Raw genomic sequence first — 15,428 nt, 5'->3', positions numbered from 1 at the left:
GGCCGATGAACGGCACAGACATCCGATTGGGCGTAGTCATGGATCCCATTCAGGGCATCCAGGTGAAAAAAGACTCCACCCTGGCCATGCTACTGGCAGCCCAGTCACGGGGCTGGCACCTGCATTACATGGAACAGGGCGACCTGTGGCTGGAGGACGGCCGCGTGCTGACCCGCTCCCGCCCGCTCGCAGTGCAGGACGACCCGGCACGCTGGTACGATCTGGGTGAGGCCAGCCCCCACCCGCTGGCCGACCTGGACGTGATCCTCATGCGCAAGGATCCGCCCTTCGACATGGAGTACATCTACACCACCTATCTGCTGGAGCTGGCCATGGCCGAAGGCTGCCATGTGGTGAATCACCCCGCCAGCCTGCGGGATGCCAATGAAAAGCTGTTCACCGCATGGTTTCCCCAGTGCTGCCCCCCCACCCTGGTCAGCCGCGACCCGGGCCGCATCCGTGAATTCATGGCGCGGCAAGGGGATATCGTGGTCAAACCCCTGGATGGCATGGGGGGCGCTTCCGTGTTCCGGCTCACCCCGGGCGACAGCAATACGGGGGTCATCCTGGAGACCATCACCCAACGGGGCACCCGCACGGTGATGGCACAACGTTTCCTGCCCGAATACCGCCAGGGCGACAAGCGTATCCTGCTCATTGATGGCAAGCCCGTACCCTACGCCCTGGCCCGCATCCCGGCGAAGGGCGAGAACCGCGCCAACCTGGCCGTGGGAGGACGGGGCGAAGGCCTGGCACTCAACGACCGGGACGAGTGGATCTGCCAGCAGGTGGGCCCCAGGCTCAGGGAGAAGGGACTGACCTTTGTGGGACTGGACGTGATCGGCGATTACCTCACCGAGATCAATGTCACCAGTCCCACCTGCATCCGGGAACTGGACGCCCTGTTCGGGCTGGATATCGGGGATCAACTCATGGCTGCCATTGCCCGGAAGCTGGAGGTTGCGGCATGAGTCGGGGAATGCTTCGCAAGGTCACCTTGGCACTGGTCATCGCCGTGGCCACGGCCCTGATGGTCGGCTGCGAGCGCCCGGAGATTCACCGTGACCGCTTCATCGCCTTCGGCACCATCGTGGAGCTGAACATCTATACCGCAGACCGGGAACTGGCCCGCACGGCCGCCGAGACGGTACAGGCGGACCTGGACTACATGCATGGTGCCTGGCATGCCTGGGAGCCGGGTGCCATGGGGCGCACCAACCAACTCCTGGCCACGGGCATGGAATTCTCCGCCAACCCCTCGGTGTTGCCGCTGATCATCGAGGCCCAACGCCTCTCCGAGGCCACGGAAGGATTGTTCAACCCGGCCCTGGGGCAATTGTTTGCCCTATGGGGGTTCCAATCGGACGCCCCCCAGGGGCCACCACCGGCGGAAGAGGAGATCCAGGCGATCCTGGACCAGGACCCGACCATGGACGATGTGCACATCGACGGCATCCGCATGCGCAGTTCCAACACCGCCGTGCGCCTGGACCTGGGGGCCTACGCCAAGGGGTATGGCCTGCACCAGGCCATGGAACACCTCAAGGAGTTGGGCGTGGAGCATGCCATCCTCAATGCCGGAGGCGATCTGCGTGCCATTGGCCGTCCGGGCAACCGTCCCTGGCGTATCGGCGTGCGTTCGCCCGAGGCGCAGGGCGTCATCGCGGCCATCGAGACCCAGGGCGACGAAGCCGTCTTCACGTCCGGTGACTATGAACGCTTCTTCATGCATGAAGGCGAGCGCTATCACCACATCCTTGATCCCCGCACCGGCCACCCGGCACGGGGCACCCGATCGGTCACGGTGATCCACCAGGATGCCGCCAAGGCGGACGTCGCCAGCACTGCCCTGTTCATCGCCGGTGCCGACGACTGGCCCCGTATCGCCGCCCGCCTGGGCATCGAGAAGGTCATGCTCATTGATGATGCGGGCGTGGTGTACATGACGCCGGCCATGGAGAAGCGCGTGCGCTTCGAGTCCGAACCCAAGGAACAGATCATCACCCCGCTGCCCGATGACAGCCTGGAGACGGCCTCTGTCTCCCCACCGGCATGATCACCCGCGCCGATGCCCTGGTGATCCTGCTGGCCTGCGGCCTCGTGGCCGGCACCTATGCCTGGCTGTGGAGCCCGGGTGCCCCCGCCACGCAGGTACGGGTGATCTCTGGCAATGAGGAAGTGGCTCGGCTGCCCCTCGACGAGGCCCAACAACTGGAGATCACCGGGCCCGCCGGCATCACCGTGGTGGAGATTGCCGATGGCGCCGCACGCTGTGCTGCCTCCCCCGGCACCCAGGGCATCTGCCAGAGTGCCGGCTGGCTGAAGCGAGCCGGCGACATGGCGGTGAGCCTGCCCAACCGGGTGATCATCGAGGTGCTGGGCGATGAAGCCGAATTTGACAGCATGAACTACTGATCCCCGCCTTTGCCTGACGCCCGTGCAGATTGCCACCACCCGCGAAGACCATCGGATTGCCTGGCTGGCCGCCCTGGCCATTGCCGTGCACATTCTTGAGGCCGCCTTTCCCAGCCCCCTGCCAGGGGTCAAGCCCGGCCTGGCCAATGTGATCACCGTACTGGTGCTGGTGCTCTACGGCTGGCGCATGGCCGCCTGGGTCACCGGCCTGCGGGTGCTGGCCGGCAGCCTGGTGATCGGCACCTTTCTCAGCCCCACCTTCTGGCTCAGTGCTGCCGGGGCCCTGTGCAGCCTCACCGCCCTGGGCCTGGCCCATCGCCTGGCGGGTCGGACCCTGAGCCCCATGGGGCTGTGCGTGTTGGCGGCCCTGGCGCACATGCTGGGTCAGTTCCTGCTGGCCTGGTGGCTGTTCATCCCCCACGCCAGCTTGCTCAAGCTGCTGCCGGTGCTGCTCACCTTCTCACTGATTTTCGGCCTGGTGAGCGGTACAATGGCCGTCCTGATGCAACGACGGCTTTCGCCCCCAGCGTGAGCAGCTTACCCCCCTCCAGCACAGTGACAGCCGGCGATCGCCTGGGCCTGGGCATCTTCCTGGCACTGGCAATCCATGGCATCGTCATCTTCGGCCTGGGCTTCGACTTCGAACCGGCACACTCTCCGGCCCAACCTCCCATGATGGACGTGGTCCTGGTTCAGTCGCAGTCGCGGGAAGCGCCCGTGGATGCCCGCCACATCGCCCAGGTGGATCAGCAGGCCAGCGGCCGCGAGGCTGAAGAAGAGCGCCCCAGCAGCCCGGTCACCGCGCCGCTGCTCAGGCCCACCGATGGCCTGGCGCCGGAAGCGGTGCGCGCCGGGGCCCCGGAGTCCACACCCCGGGAAGCAGTGGAAGTGATCACCGCCGAGCAGAGCCAGCAACCCAGCGCACCGGATGCTCCCACCGAGGTCCCGGCCCCCAGCCGGGAGTTGACCACGGATGAACTGGTGGAACGCAGCCTGCAGATGGCGCGTTTGAGTTCGGAGATATCCGAACAGAACCGGCGTCATGGTCATCGCCCCCGCACCCACTACGTGGATGCCCTGAGCGCCAAGTCTGCGGTGGAAGCCAGTTATCTGGATGCCTGGGTGCGCAAGGTGGAGCGGGTGGGCAACCTCAACTACCCGGACGAGGCGCGGCGCCAGCGCCTGTCGGGCTCGCTGGTGCTCAGCGTGCTGGTGAACCGGGAGGGCGAGGTGGTCAGCATCGAGGTGGGCAACAGCTCCGGAGAGCGGGTACTGGATGACGCGGCCCGACGCATCGTGCAGCTCGCAGCCCCCTTTGCCCCCTTCCCCGCCGACATGCGCCGCTCCTACGATCAGATCATGATCACCCGTACCTGGGTGTTCCAGGGCAACCAGACCCTGCGCACCCGTTGAGCATGGAGCCATCGGCCTGCCCGTTCCATCTACGACGACCGGCATCAAGGGTGTACACTAACCCACGTATCCCAAGTGCGCCCTGAACCCATGCACAGTGCCAACTTCACAGACCAGTTCCTGATCGCCATGCCCTCGCTGGAGGATCCGAATTTCTTTCATTCGGTTGCCTATGTGTGCGAGCACAGCGAGGACGGCGCCATGGGCATCGTCATCAACCACCCCACGGATCTCACCCTGGAGTCGGTTCTGGAGCACATGGGCATCTCCATCGAGGTGAATGCCTCTCAGGTGCCTGTCTTCAATGGCGGTCCGGTGCAACCGGACCGGGGCTTCATCCTGCACCCTCCCGAACGACGCTGGACCTCCACCCTGCAGGTCAGTGACCAGATCTCGGTGACCACCTCCCGGGACATTCTGGAGGCCATGGCCCAGGGCAGTGGCCCCGAGTCCTATCTCATTGCCCTGGGCTACGCCGGCTGGGGACCAGGACAACTGGAGCAGGAGATTGGCGAAAACGCCTGGCTCACCTGCCCCTCCGACCCGGACATCCTCTTCCAGCAGCCTGCCGAGAAACGTTGGCAGGCTGCCGCGGGCCGTCTGGGCGTGGATCTGTCGCTGATGAGCGGCCAGGCGGGACATGCCTGAACCACGGTCGAAGCCGGCCAGGGCGGTGCCGGCCGCGCCGGGTACCGTGCTGGGACTGGACTATGGCGAGCGGCGCATCGGCGTGGCGGTGGGTAATGGCCTCACCGGTACCAGCGCCCCCCTGGAAACCCTGCCGGCCCGCAACGGCATCCCCGATTGGCCTCGCCTGGATACCCTGGTGAGCGAATGGCAGCCCCAACTGCTGGTGGTCGGCCTGCCGGAAACGGATGACGGCACCGAGCACCCGCTGGCCCGGCGCATCCAGGCATTCTCCGACCGGCTGCGCGCCCGGTATGGGCTCAAAGTACGTTCGGTGGATGAACAATTCACCTCCGCTGAGGCCGAATCCCATCTCAAGACCTGGCGCCGCGAGGGACGCCGCGGACGTATTCGTAAAGAGGACATCGACGCCGTGGCGGCGGCGGTGCTCCTGGAACACTGGCTTTTCCAAGAGACCTCCCATGACTGAACACGTCAAAAAGCTCCTGGACCGCATGGCCGACGACCTGCGTCAGCGCCTGCGGGACCGAGGCATCACCGATCCCGGCCTGGTGGGCATCCACAGCGGCGGCGTCTGGGTGGCCGAGCAGTTGCAGTCCCGCCTGCAACTGGAGGCCCCCCTGGGCCGACTGGACATCTCCTTCTACCGGGATGATTTCAGTCGCATTGGCATGCACCCTCAGGTCAAACCCTCCTCCATCCCGTTCACCGTGGAAGACCGGCACATCCTGCTGGTGGACGACGTGCTCTTCACCGGTCGCACCATCCGCGCCGCCATGAACGAAATCTTCGACTACGGCAGGCCGGCCTCGGTCACCCTGGCGGTGCTGGTGGAGCGGGATGGTCGAGAACTGCCCATCCAGGCACAGGTGGTGGGGGAACACCTGAAACTGAACCCGGACCAACAGGTGAAACTGCGTGGCCCCGAGCCGTTACACCTGGATATCGTACAACTGGAGGCATCATCATGACGGAGGCCCGACCCCATTCCCCGGCCACCTCGGGACCACTGCCCCCGTCACTGCAATTTGGTGACCAGGGGCGACTGCGTCATCTGCTCACCATCGAAGGGCTCTCCCGGCCACTGATTACCGAGATCCTGGATACGGCCGAGTCCTTTCTGGGCGTGAACGCCCAGACGGTGAAAAAGGTGCCCCTGCTGCGCGGCAAGACGGTCATGAACCTGTTCTTCGAGGCCAGCACCCGCACTCGCACCACCTTTGAGTTGGCTGCCAAGCGCCTGTCCGCCGACGTCCTCAACATCAACATCAGTACCTCGGCCACGGTCAAGGGCGAGAGCCTGCTGGACACCCTGCGCAACCTGGAAGCCATGCTGGTGGACATGTTCGTGGTACGTCACGCCGACAGCGGCGCTGCTCACTTCATCGCCCGGCATGTGGCCCCGCATGTGAGCGTGCTCAATGCCGGCGACGGTCGCCATGCCCACCCCACCCAGGCGCTGCTGGACATGTTCACCATCCGCCACCATAAGGGGGATTTCTCCGCGCTGCGGGTGGCCATCGTCGGTGACATCCTGCATTCCCGCGTGGCCCGCTCCCAGATCCATGCCCTCAACGTCCTGGGTGCCGGCGAGGTGCGGGTGATCGCGCCCCGCACCCTGCTGCCGGTTTCCGTGGAGGAGTTGGGTGTGCATGTCTTCCATGACATCCGCGCCGGCCTCAAGGATGTGGACGTGATCATCATGCTGCGCCTGCAACGCGAGCGCATGGACAGCGGTCTGCTGCCCTCCGAGCACGAGTTCTACCAGCTCTGGGGGCTGAACGAAGAACGCCTGGCCCTGGCCGCACCGGAGGCCATCGTCATGCACCCCGGTCCCGCCAACCGCGGCGTGGAGATCGACTCCCGGGTGGCCGATGGACCCCAGTCCGTCATCCTCAAGCAGGTGACTTACGGTATCGCCGTGCGCATGGCTGTCATGTCCATGATCATGGGAGGCAGCGTCAATCAGGGGGCGTCGCAATGAAGCTGTTGATCGAACAGGGCCGGGTCATTGATCCACATCAGGGCCTGGATGACGTTGTGGATCTGTTCATCGAGAAAGAACGGATCGTCGCACTGGGCGTCGCACCGGAAGGCTTCACCCCCGACCGGCGCATCGACGCCCGGGGCCGCTGGGTGCTACCCGGGCTCGTGGACCTGGCGGCGCGCCTGCGCGAGCCGGGTTTCGAGAACAAGGCCACCATCGCCTCCGAGACCCGGGCCGCCGCCAGCGCCGGCATCACGACCCTCATCTGCCCCCCGGACACCGATCCACCGGTGGACTCGCCGGCCCAGATCGAGTTGATCCATCGCCGCGCCAAACAGGCCTGCGGCGTGCGTGTGCACCCCCTGGGGGCCCTCACGGAGGGATTGCAGGGGGTGCAACTGGCAGAGATGGCTGCGCTGAAGCGGGCCGGCGCCCTGGGTGCCAGTCAGGGCCTCAAACCCCTCGACAGCCATGTCCTGCTGCGCCGGGCCCTGGAATACGCCGCCAGCCACGAGATCACCGTGTTCCTGCATCCCATCGACCGGTCCCTGGCCGCCGGTGGCTGCGCCCACGAAGGCTCCGTGGCCACCCGGCTGGGGCTCACGGGCATTCCCGAAGCGGCGGAAACAGCCAGCCTGGGCGTTATCCTGGCGCTGGTAGCCCAGACAGGCGCCCGCATTCATCTCTGTCGATTGTCCACGGCGCGGGGCGCGGCCCTGGTGGCTCGGGCACGGCAGGATGGTCTCCCGGTCAGCGCCGATGTGTGCGCCCATCAGTTATTCCTCACCGAAATGGATGTGGCGGACTTCAACAGCGTCTGCCACGTGGTGCCGCCACTACGCACGGCGCGTGATCGGGAGGGTCTGCGCCAGGCACTGGCCGATGGCACCATCTCCGCCATCTGCTCGGACCATCAGCCCCACGAGGCGGATGCCAAGCTGGCGCCCTTCCCGGCCACTCAGGCAGGCATGTCCACCCTGGAGACCCTGCTGCCACTGACCCTGAGGCTGGCCGAGGAAGGCGTGCTGCCGCTGATGGAGGCCATCCGGCGGGTGACCACCACCCCCGCCAGTATCATGGGTCTGCCCACCGGTACCCTGGCCCCGGATGCACGGGCCGACATCACCCTGGTGGATCCAGCCAGGGTGTATAGCCCCAGCGCCGACAACTGGCTCAGCGCCGGTCGCAACAGCCCGTTCTTCGGCTGGGAATTCCAGGGCCGGGTCACCCATACCCTGGCCGCCGGCCGTGTCATCTTCGAGTCCCGAACGTAAGCAACGAGTCGCCCCATGAACCACACACATCGCGGGACCATCTTCGTCGAGGATGCGCCCATCCTGTCTCACACAGCCCACGCCGGAGATCAGCACATCCTGCGGGTGAAGGCGCCCCAGTGTGCCGCACACGCACGCCCCGGCAGCTTTGCCCATCTGCAGTGCGACCCGCTACTGCCCATGCGCCGGCCCCTGTCCATCATGCGCGCACACCCTGGCGAAGGCTGGGTGGAGTTTCTCTACAAGTCAGTGGGTGAAGGCACGCGACTGCTGGCGCGGCGACAGGCGGGGGAGAAGATCAACATGATGGGCCCCATCGGCACACCGTTCCAGATGCCCCACGGCGACCGGCCTCGGGCCCTGCTGCTGGGGGGGGGCGTGGGCATCCCCCCCATGGTCTTCCTGGCCGATGCCATGCGTCGTGACCCGGTGAGCGAGCCGTTCGTCATCATGGGTTCGGAAGTGCCCTTCCCCTTCAAGCCGCAGCCCTCGCGCATCATGATTCCCGGCATCCCGGAGGGCGTGATCGCCGCCATGCCGTTGCTGGAGGACTGGGGCGTGGCCTCACGACTCACCAGCCAGGCCGGTTTCTCCGGATGTCACGAAGGATTTGTGACCGACCTGGCCCGCCTGTGGCTGGACGCTCTACCGCCCCAGGAACGGCGCAAGGTGCAGGTCTATGCCTGCGGCCCCCATCCCATGCTGGAGGCCTGCGCCGCCCTGGCCCGGGACTATCACCTGCCTTGCCAGGTGTCGCTGGAGGAATACATGGCCTGTGCCGTGGGCGGCTGCGCCGGCTGCGTGGTCAAGGTGCACACGGACCAGGGCCCCGCCATGAAGCGGGTCTGCGTGGATGGCCCGGTGTTCCCGGCGGAGCGGGTGTTTCCGGCCACCTGAGCCAGGCGGTGCCCCGGATCGACAGGGCACCGCGCCTTCCCAAGGCCGTTTATTCCTTTGGTTGCCCCGATTCCACACCCGTCTCCGACAGGGGCTTGAGTTCATCATCAAACCCCTTGCGGCCATCCGTGACCCCTCGTGAGCCAGCCATGCTGTCGGCGCTGGGCAGGTTCAGATCCTCGTCCTTCTTCTTCAGGCTGCGCACGCCGCCCCCGAAATGGATGCGCCACTCCAGGTCGCCTCGGGAGTCCGCCTTGGAGAGCGCCTCGGGCAAGTTGACCAGATCCGCCTTGTACAACTCAAACAGGGACTGATCGAAGGTCTGCATGCCCATGGATGAACCCTTCTCCATGACATCCTTGATGCCGTTGATCTCGCCCTTGCGGATGAGTTCGGCAATATAGGGGGTGTTCACCAGCACCTCCACGGCAGGCAGGCGGTTGCCGTCCTTGCCCACCACCAAGCGCTGGGAAACGATGCCCCGCAGGTTAAGCGAGAGGTCCATGAGGATTTGCTGCTTGGCCTCGGGGGGAAAGAAATTGATGATCCGGTCCAGGGCCTGATTGGCGTTCACCGCATGCAGCGTGGTCAAGGCCAGGTGACCGGTGTCGGCATAGGCAATGGCCGCCTTCATGGTGTTCAGATCCCGCACCTCGCCGATCATGATCATGTCCGGTGCCTCACGCATGGCCTCGCGAAGGGCATTGTCATAGGAAAGGGTGTCCAGTCCCACTTCCCGCTGCCCGATGATGGCCTTCTTGTGCATGAAGCTGTATTCGATGGGATCCTCAATGGTCAGAATATGGCCAGCCCGGTTGCTGTTGCGGTAGTCGATCATGGAGGCCAGGGTGGTGGACTTGCCGCACCCGGTGGAGCCCACCACCAGCACCAGTCCGTTGTCGTGCATGACCAGATCCTTGAGCACGGGCGGGAGACGTAACTGCTCCAGGCTGGGGATCTCGCTCTTGATGTAGCGGATCACCATGGAGACCTCACCCCGCTGCACGTAGACGTTCACCCGAAAGCGCCCCAACTGGTCCACCGAGATGCCCAGGTTCATCTCCTTTTCGCGCTCGAAGATCTCGATCTGGCGATCGTCCATCAGGTCATAAGCCAGTTCCTTTGCTGCTCCAGGGGGGAGATGCTGCCGGCTCATGGGCCGCACCTCCCCCTCAATCTTCACACAGGCCGGTGCACCGGTGGTGAAGAACAGGTCGGAGGCGTTCTTCTGGGCCATGAGTTTGAGGTAGGGTTGAAGCAGCATATCCGGGATCCAGTATTCAGCAAGCGGCGACGTCAAATGCAGCGAGGGGTCATTTCAGCACCCCCGACTCCTCCGGGGTCTCCTCCATTTTCAGATCCTGCGCGTCATCCAGAAGCCCCTGGCTCTTGGCCCGCTTGCTGTCCAGCTTGATACGCAGGCGCAGGTCATTCAGGGAATCGGCATTGCGCAGGGCGTCCTCATAGGTGATATGGCCGGACTCAAATAGCTGGAACAAGGCCTGATCGAAAGTCTGCATGCCCGCCTCATTGGACTTGGCCATGAGTTCCTTCATCTGGTGGATCTCGCCCTTGAAGATGAGGTCGGACATCAAAGGGGTGTTGATCATGACCTCCACCGCCGGCACCCGCCCCTTGCCATCCGATTTGGGGATCAGTCGCTGCGAGATCACCGATTTGAGGTTCAGGGACAGGTCCATGAGCAACTGCTGGCGCCGCTCTTCCGGGAAGAAGTTGATGATGCGGTCCAGAGCCTGGTTGGTGCTGTTGGCGTGCAGGGTGCTCAGACACAGGTGCCCGGTCTCTGCGAAGGCGATGGCATAGTCCATGGTTTCGCGGTCGCGGATCTCGCCGATGAGAATCACGTCCGGGGCCTGGCGCAGGGTGTTCTTCAGGGCGATCTCGTAGTTTTCCGTATCCACCCCCACCTCGCGCTGGGTGACCAGGCAGTTCACATGGGAATGCACGAATTCGATCGGATCCTCGATAGTGACGATATGCCCGTAGCTGTTCTGGTTGCGGTAACCCACCATGGCCGCCAGGGAGGTGGACTTGCCCGAGCCCGTGCCGCCCACAAAGATCACCAGCCCACGGTTGGTCATGGAGACATCCTTGAGTTGCAGCGGCAGGCCGAGATCCTCCAGCGCGGGGATGTCGGCGGTGATCACCCGCAGCACCATGCCGGCACTGCCCCGCTGGGTGAAGGCGTTCACCCGAAAGCGAGAGATCCCCGGCAGGCTGATGGCAAAGTTGCACTCCTGATAACGCTCGAACTCGGAAGCCTGCCGATCGTTCATGATGGAGCGCACCAGCACCTGGGTGTGGGCGGGTGAGAGGGGCTGGTTGGTCACGGGCGTCATCTTGCCATCGATCTTCATGGACGGCGGCGCGCCCACGGTGATGAACAGATCCGACCCCTGTTTGCTCAGCAGGGTTCTGAGCAGGTCGTGCATGAAGCGTATTGCCTTGTCCCGATCCATGAAGCGTGCCTCGGTCTGGAAAACATCCCGCCGGCCCGGTGCCGGCCACCGTACCCTGAGTCTATACGGGAAGCGCGGCGCGGTATAGAACGGCAAGCCACCGCAGCCATGTCATATCGGCAGATACTCTGATGGCTGATTGTATTCAATTTTTCGGCCCCGAAAGGCCTTGAACAATGCCTGGTGGCGTTCAAGCCCATATTCATCGTCCCGGGATTCGTATTTGCGCACCCAGTCGATCAGATTCTGCAGGTTGGCATCCTGCGCCTCGGGTGACTCAAACTTCTCCGCTTCCCACAACCGAGCCCGGCAATGGGCAGCACAGGTTTCCACACCGGGATTCAGGAATATCAACGTGTCCGCATGTTGCAGCAAGGGTTCAAGGATATCGGCGTCTGCCCTGACAGGTCTCCGCACCAGCCACCCCGAATACCAGAAAGCCGTAAGCCTTCATCAGCACGAACACCCTGACGTGTGCCTTCCCTGCCTACTTGTAAAACACCGCCAACCAGACCGTGATTTCATCGGGATCGGTCCAGTCCACCTTGTGCCTGGTATGCGCTGGAATATTGACATAATCGCCGGCTGACAATGGGCATGTTGAACCATCCTCAAATGTCAACGATGCCCTGCCCTGAACGACCAGCACCCATTCGTTCTCATCCTGATCGTACCAACCCACGTCAGGTGATGCATGACCCTTGGAAACAATACGCTCGATCCTGACGCCCGGGCTACGAACGATCTCTTCGAAAACCTCGGACCCGAGGTCGTCTGGCACCGCGTCAAGTATATTTTCTGGCATGATCTTGTCATAAACCCGCGAAGGGAAATGGCTCACTGACCTCGAATCTGTCCAGCGTGTTACCCGTATAGATCTCGTGATTTTCGACAGACAGCCTCCTGACCGGTTGCTCCTCACCAAAATCGGCCATCTCGAATCCACTCAGAACGTGCTGGGCGTGAGCGCGGTCTCGAAATAGTACATCAGGTTCTTGTGGTCAGATACGGATCTCCATCGCGTTGAAGAGATATTCGGCTCATCTTCAGATGAAATACCCAAAGGGACCGACGTATTTCTGATCACACCAAAGACACTGGCTACAGCCCCTCTCGGGTCCCTGGTCCTTGGGATCATATCCATATAGAACGACGCCCTCACAAAACGACCGGCGTTACGATTGGTTCCCGGCAGAATAGTCAGACCACCGGGGACGCAGAACTGCACGTCACTTCATTGTCAGCCATCAACTCGGCCTGCCGAATCACCAATTGGGTGGTGGCCTCCTGCGCGTCCGGCGGGTAACCATATTTGGCCAATGATCGCCGCACGGTGCGGCGCATATCGGCGCGCACGGTATCGCGCTGGGTCCAGTCCAGCGTGGCTTTGGCCTTGATTCGATCGACCAACTCATGAGCGATCTGGCGCAAGGTGTCATCCGCGATGAACTCGCGGGCCGATTCGTTGCTGGCAAGGGCGTCATAAAAAGCGAGCTCATCTTCCGACAGGCCCGTTTCCACTCCGCGATGCACGGCGTCGCGGATGGTCCGGGCTAACCCAATCAGCGCCTCAATGACTTGGGCGGTGGTAATGGCGCGATTGGTGTAACGCATCAGCGTTGCCTCGAGCGATTCCCGGAAGCCCTGAGACTGCACGATGTTCACACGTTCTCGGCTACGAATCTGATCGTTCAGCAACTTTCGTAGCGTTTCCAGCGCCAGGTTCTTTTGCGGCATGCCGGCCAACTGACCGAGAAACTCTTCGGAGAGGACGCCCACCTCTTGCCCGCCGAGCCCAGCCGCTTGGAACAGGTCGATCACGCCATCCGAGGCAATGGCGCCCGAGAGAACCTGCCGCACCGCCGCGCGGTTATCCGGGGCGGGTGGCGGACCATCGTCCGCCAGTCGCTTGCGGATCGCGGCCCGCACGGACTGGAAATAGGCCAGCTCGTCGCGGATGGCTTCAGTTTCCGGGCGCGGTACGGCCAGCGCAAAGGCTTTGGAGAGTCCCGCCACCATGCTCATGAACCGGCGCTTGCCATCCTCCTGCTCAAAAACGTAATCGGCCCCGACGGTAACGGCGTGGATCTGGGCCGACGCATCCCCTCCACTAAAGCTGCTGTAGTCCAGGCCGTTGAAGAAATCCTTGAGCGCCTCGAACTGGCGCTCCATCAAGGGCACCGCTTCGTTCTGAATGTCTTCCACCGGGCTGCCTTCGCCACCCGCCTGGGTGTAGGTCTGCACGGCATCGCGCAGTTGATCGGCAATACCCAGAAAATCCACCACCACACCGCCCGGCTTGTCGCCGAACACCCGATTCACGCGGGCGATGGCCTGCATCAGGTTGTGGCCGGCCAGCGGCTTGTCCAGATACAGGGTGTGCATGGGCGGGCAATCAAAACCAGTCAACCACATGTCGCAAACGATCACCAGGCGCAGCTCGTCGTCCGGGTCCTTGTAACGACGGGCGAGCGCCTCCCGCCGCGCCTTCGTGCGCGCATGTTGCGTCACCCGGTCACCCTCTGCGGCCGACCCGGTCATGATCACCTTGATAAAGCCAGCGTCGTCAGCATCCGCATGCCACTCGGGGCGCAGCACAATGATCTCGTCATACAAGTCCATACAGATCTGGCGACTCATGCATACCGCCATACCCTTGCCCTCGATCGCCTCGCGGCGCTGCTCGAAGTGCTCCACAATTTGCTGGGCCACCAGGGTCAAACGCGCGTTCGCACCGGCCAACGCTTCAAGCTCCACGCGGACGTAATCATTGACCGGCTGACCATTCTGGTCGGCCTGGGCGGCCTGCTCTTTCAGTTCATCTTCCGCCTCGCGTATCCCCTGTTCGTCCGGCACCAGTTTGACCAGCCGCATTTCGTAGAAAATCGGCACAGTAGCATCATCCGCGATGGCCTGGCGCATGTCGTAGACGTCGGCGTAATCCCCGAACACAGCCTGTGTATTACGGTCGTCCCGCTCCAGAGGCGTGCCAGTGAAACCGACGTAGGTGGCATTGGGAATGGCATCGCGCATCCAGCGCGCGCCGCCGTCGAGAAAGCCGTACTGGCTGCGGTGAGCCTCGTCCGCCAGAACCACGATATTGGCCCGTTCGCTCACCGGTGCACCGCGCTCCTCGAACTTCTGGATCGTGGTGAACACCACCCCGCCCGAGGCGCGATGGAGCCGTGCGGTCAGGTCTTCCCGGCTTTCAGCCTGCTCCGGGTCCTGGCGCAATAGGGCACGACCGGCCGCGAAGGTGCCGAAGAGTTGGCCATCCAGGTCGTTTCGGTCGGTGACGAGCACAATGGTTGGATTGGCCAGCTGCTCATCGCCGATCAACGCCCCGGCCAACATCAGCATGGTGAGGCTCTTGCCCGAGCCCTGGGTATGCCAGATCACGCCCCCGCGTCCTTCGCCCTGGCCGATAGGCGCCTTCAGGGCCTTCTTGACCGAAGCCCGCGCCCGCAATACGGCGCGAAACTGATGGTAGGCGGCCACCTTTTTGATGATCGTCCCACTGCGCTCGTCTTCCTCGAAGGCAATGGCATGGCGCACATAATCCTCCCAGCAGCCCGACTCGAACAGCCCCCGAATCAACGCCTCCAGGGTCGGCTCCCCCGGCGCCCGGGCATCGTTCAGTGCGCGCCAGAGCGCGAAACGATCGGAACCGGCGGTGAGCGACCCGACCCGAGTCCGATCGCCGTCACTGACGGCCAGTAGCACGTTATAGGCAAACAGCAGGGGAATTTTGTCCTTGTAGTCCTGTAACTGCCGGTAGGCCGTCCATAGATCCGCCTGCTCATTCGCGGGGTCCTTCAATTCGATCACGACCAGCGGCAGGCCGTTGAGGAACACGACGAGATCCGGCCGCCGCGTGACGTTACCGCATTGCACGGTGAACTGATGCGCTATCAGCCGGTCGTTCGCGTCAGGGTGGGCAAAATCCACCAGCCAGGCCTTGTCACCACGCGACTCGCCATCCGGGGTGCGGTACTCCACATCGATGCCATCGATTAGCAGGTGATGAAACCACCAGTTATTCTGTGCCAGCGTGGGTTCTGGCGGTCTCATCACGGCCCGCACCGCTTGGTCGACGGCCTCATCCGGCAGATTGGGATTGATCTTGCCCAGGGCCCAACGAAGACGCGACTCCAAGATCACCTGTTCATGACTGGCGCGCAGATCCCTATCGACCCCGGGCGAGATGTCGACGCCTCGAGCGGTGTCGAAACCCAGAGCCTCGAACCAGCCGAGAGCGGCCTGCTCAACCTGTTGTTCTGAAAAGGCTTTCTTCATCGTTCGCGCCTTGAACTG

General features: G+C 63.5%; 17 protein-coding genes. 11 read left to right on the top strand and 6 right to left on the bottom strand.

Going from position 1 to position 15,428, the window contains the following annotated elements; translation table 11 throughout:
- The first annotated feature begins 5 nt into the window (after positions 1–5).
- From gshB to LPW29_RS01140, 11 genes are all read left to right on the top strand, one after another.
- Positions 6–971, top strand: coding sequence for a glutathione synthase (gene gshB, locus LPW29_RS01190; RefSeq protein ID WP_238626479.1), 966 nt, complete (start codon positions 6–8; stop codon positions 969–971).
- On the top strand, positions 968–2,056 hold the full coding sequence (locus tag LPW29_RS01185) for an FAD:protein FMN transferase (RefSeq protein WP_238626478.1): 1,089 nt from the start codon (positions 968–970) through the stop codon (positions 2,054–2,056). The genes gshB and LPW29_RS01185 overlap by 4 nt, the downstream gene beginning before the upstream one ends.
- Entirely contained in the window at positions 2,053–2,415 is a 363-nt protein-coding gene (locus LPW29_RS01180; RefSeq protein WP_238626477.1) for a NusG domain II-containing protein, read from the top strand. Before LPW29_RS01185 ends, LPW29_RS01180 begins: the two co-directional genes overlap by 4 nt.
- Before the next feature lie 22 nt (positions 2,416–2,437).
- Positions 2,438–2,947: a Gx transporter family protein gene (locus tag LPW29_RS01175; protein WP_090255206.1), complete on the top strand. Its 510-nt coding sequence runs from the start codon at positions 2,438–2,440 to the stop codon at positions 2,945–2,947.
- A complete protein-coding gene (locus LPW29_RS01170) occupies positions 2,944–3,828 on the top strand; it encodes an energy transducer TonB (protein WP_238626476.1) in 885 nt (294 codons plus the stop codon). Before LPW29_RS01175 ends, LPW29_RS01170 begins: the two co-directional genes overlap by 4 nt.
- Positions 3,829–3,918: 90 nt before the next feature.
- Positions 3,919–4,476, top strand: a complete 558-nt coding sequence (locus LPW29_RS01165) for a YqgE/AlgH family protein (protein ID WP_090255210.1) — start codon at positions 3,919–3,921, stop codon at positions 4,474–4,476.
- Positions 4,469–4,945 carry a Holliday junction resolvase RuvX gene (gene ruvX / locus LPW29_RS01160; RefSeq protein ID WP_238626475.1) on the top strand — a complete coding sequence of 159 codons (477 nt, stop codon included), beginning with the start codon at positions 4,469–4,471 and terminating at the stop codon, positions 4,943–4,945. Before LPW29_RS01165 ends, ruvX begins: the two co-directional genes overlap by 8 nt.
- Positions 4,938–5,447 carry a bifunctional pyr operon transcriptional regulator/uracil phosphoribosyltransferase PyrR gene (gene pyrR / locus LPW29_RS01155; RefSeq protein ID WP_090255214.1) on the top strand — a complete coding sequence of 170 codons (510 nt, stop codon included), beginning with the start codon at positions 4,938–4,940 and terminating at the stop codon, positions 5,445–5,447. The genes ruvX and pyrR overlap by 8 nt, the downstream gene beginning before the upstream one ends.
- Positions 5,444–6,460, top strand: coding sequence for an aspartate carbamoyltransferase catalytic subunit (locus LPW29_RS01150; RefSeq protein ID WP_090255217.1), 1,017 nt, complete (start codon positions 5,444–5,446; stop codon positions 6,458–6,460). The genes pyrR and LPW29_RS01150 overlap by 4 nt, the downstream gene beginning before the upstream one ends.
- Positions 6,457–7,737, top strand: a complete 1,281-nt coding sequence (locus LPW29_RS01145) for a dihydroorotase (protein ID WP_238626474.1) — start codon at positions 6,457–6,459, stop codon at positions 7,735–7,737. Before LPW29_RS01150 ends, LPW29_RS01145 begins: the two co-directional genes overlap by 4 nt.
- A gap of 15 nt (positions 7,738–7,752) precedes the next feature.
- Positions 7,753–8,634 (top strand): dihydroorotate dehydrogenase electron transfer subunit, encoded by an 882-nt coding sequence (locus LPW29_RS01140; RefSeq protein WP_238626473.1) that lies wholly within the window; start codon positions 7,753–7,755, stop codon positions 8,632–8,634.
- A 49-nt stretch (positions 8,635–8,683) separates the two neighbouring features.
- Here LPW29_RS01140 and LPW29_RS01135 read toward each other — a convergent pair whose 3' ends face one another.
- The 6 genes from LPW29_RS01135 to LPW29_RS01110 all read right to left on the bottom strand — a co-directional run bounded on the left by LPW29_RS01135 (position 8,684) and on the right by LPW29_RS01110 (position 15,410).
- A complete protein-coding gene (locus LPW29_RS01135; protein ID WP_338018669.1) occupies positions 8,684–9,907 on the bottom strand; it encodes a PilT/PilU family type 4a pilus ATPase in 1,224 nt (407 codons plus the stop codon).
- Positions 9,908–9,947: 40 nt separating this feature from the next.
- Positions 9,948–11,114, bottom strand: a complete 1,167-nt coding sequence (locus tag LPW29_RS01130) for a PilT/PilU family type 4a pilus ATPase (RefSeq protein WP_090255224.1) — start codon at positions 11,112–11,114, stop codon at positions 9,948–9,950.
- A gap of 111 nt (positions 11,115–11,225) precedes the next feature.
- Entirely contained in the window at positions 11,226–11,531 is a 306-nt protein-coding gene (locus LPW29_RS01125; RefSeq protein ID WP_238626471.1) for a hypothetical protein, read from the bottom strand.
- Between the two features lie 70 nt (positions 11,532–11,601).
- Entirely contained in the window at positions 11,602–11,919 is a 318-nt protein-coding gene (locus LPW29_RS01120) for a cupin domain-containing protein (protein ID WP_238626470.1), read from the bottom strand.
- Positions 11,920–12,060: 141 nt separating this feature from the next.
- Positions 12,061–12,276 (bottom strand): linear amide C-N hydrolase, encoded by a 216-nt coding sequence (locus LPW29_RS01115; RefSeq protein WP_238626534.1) that lies wholly within the window; start codon positions 12,274–12,276, stop codon positions 12,061–12,063.
- 38 nt (positions 12,277–12,314) lie between these two features.
- Positions 12,315–15,410: a type I restriction endonuclease subunit R gene (locus LPW29_RS01110; protein ID WP_238626469.1), complete on the bottom strand. Its 3,096-nt coding sequence runs from the start codon at positions 15,408–15,410 to the stop codon at positions 12,315–12,317.
- Between the last annotated feature and the right edge of the window lie 18 nt (positions 15,411–15,428).

This window comes from Ectothiorhodospira sp. 9100 (genome assembly GCF_022227565.1).
Taxonomy (GTDB): Bacteria; Pseudomonadota; Gammaproteobacteria; order Ectothiorhodospirales; family Ectothiorhodospiraceae; genus Ectothiorhodospira; species Ectothiorhodospira marina.
The sequence above is the reverse complement of the archived record's forward strand: the minus strand, read 5'-3'. Positions and strand labels throughout refer to the sequence as shown.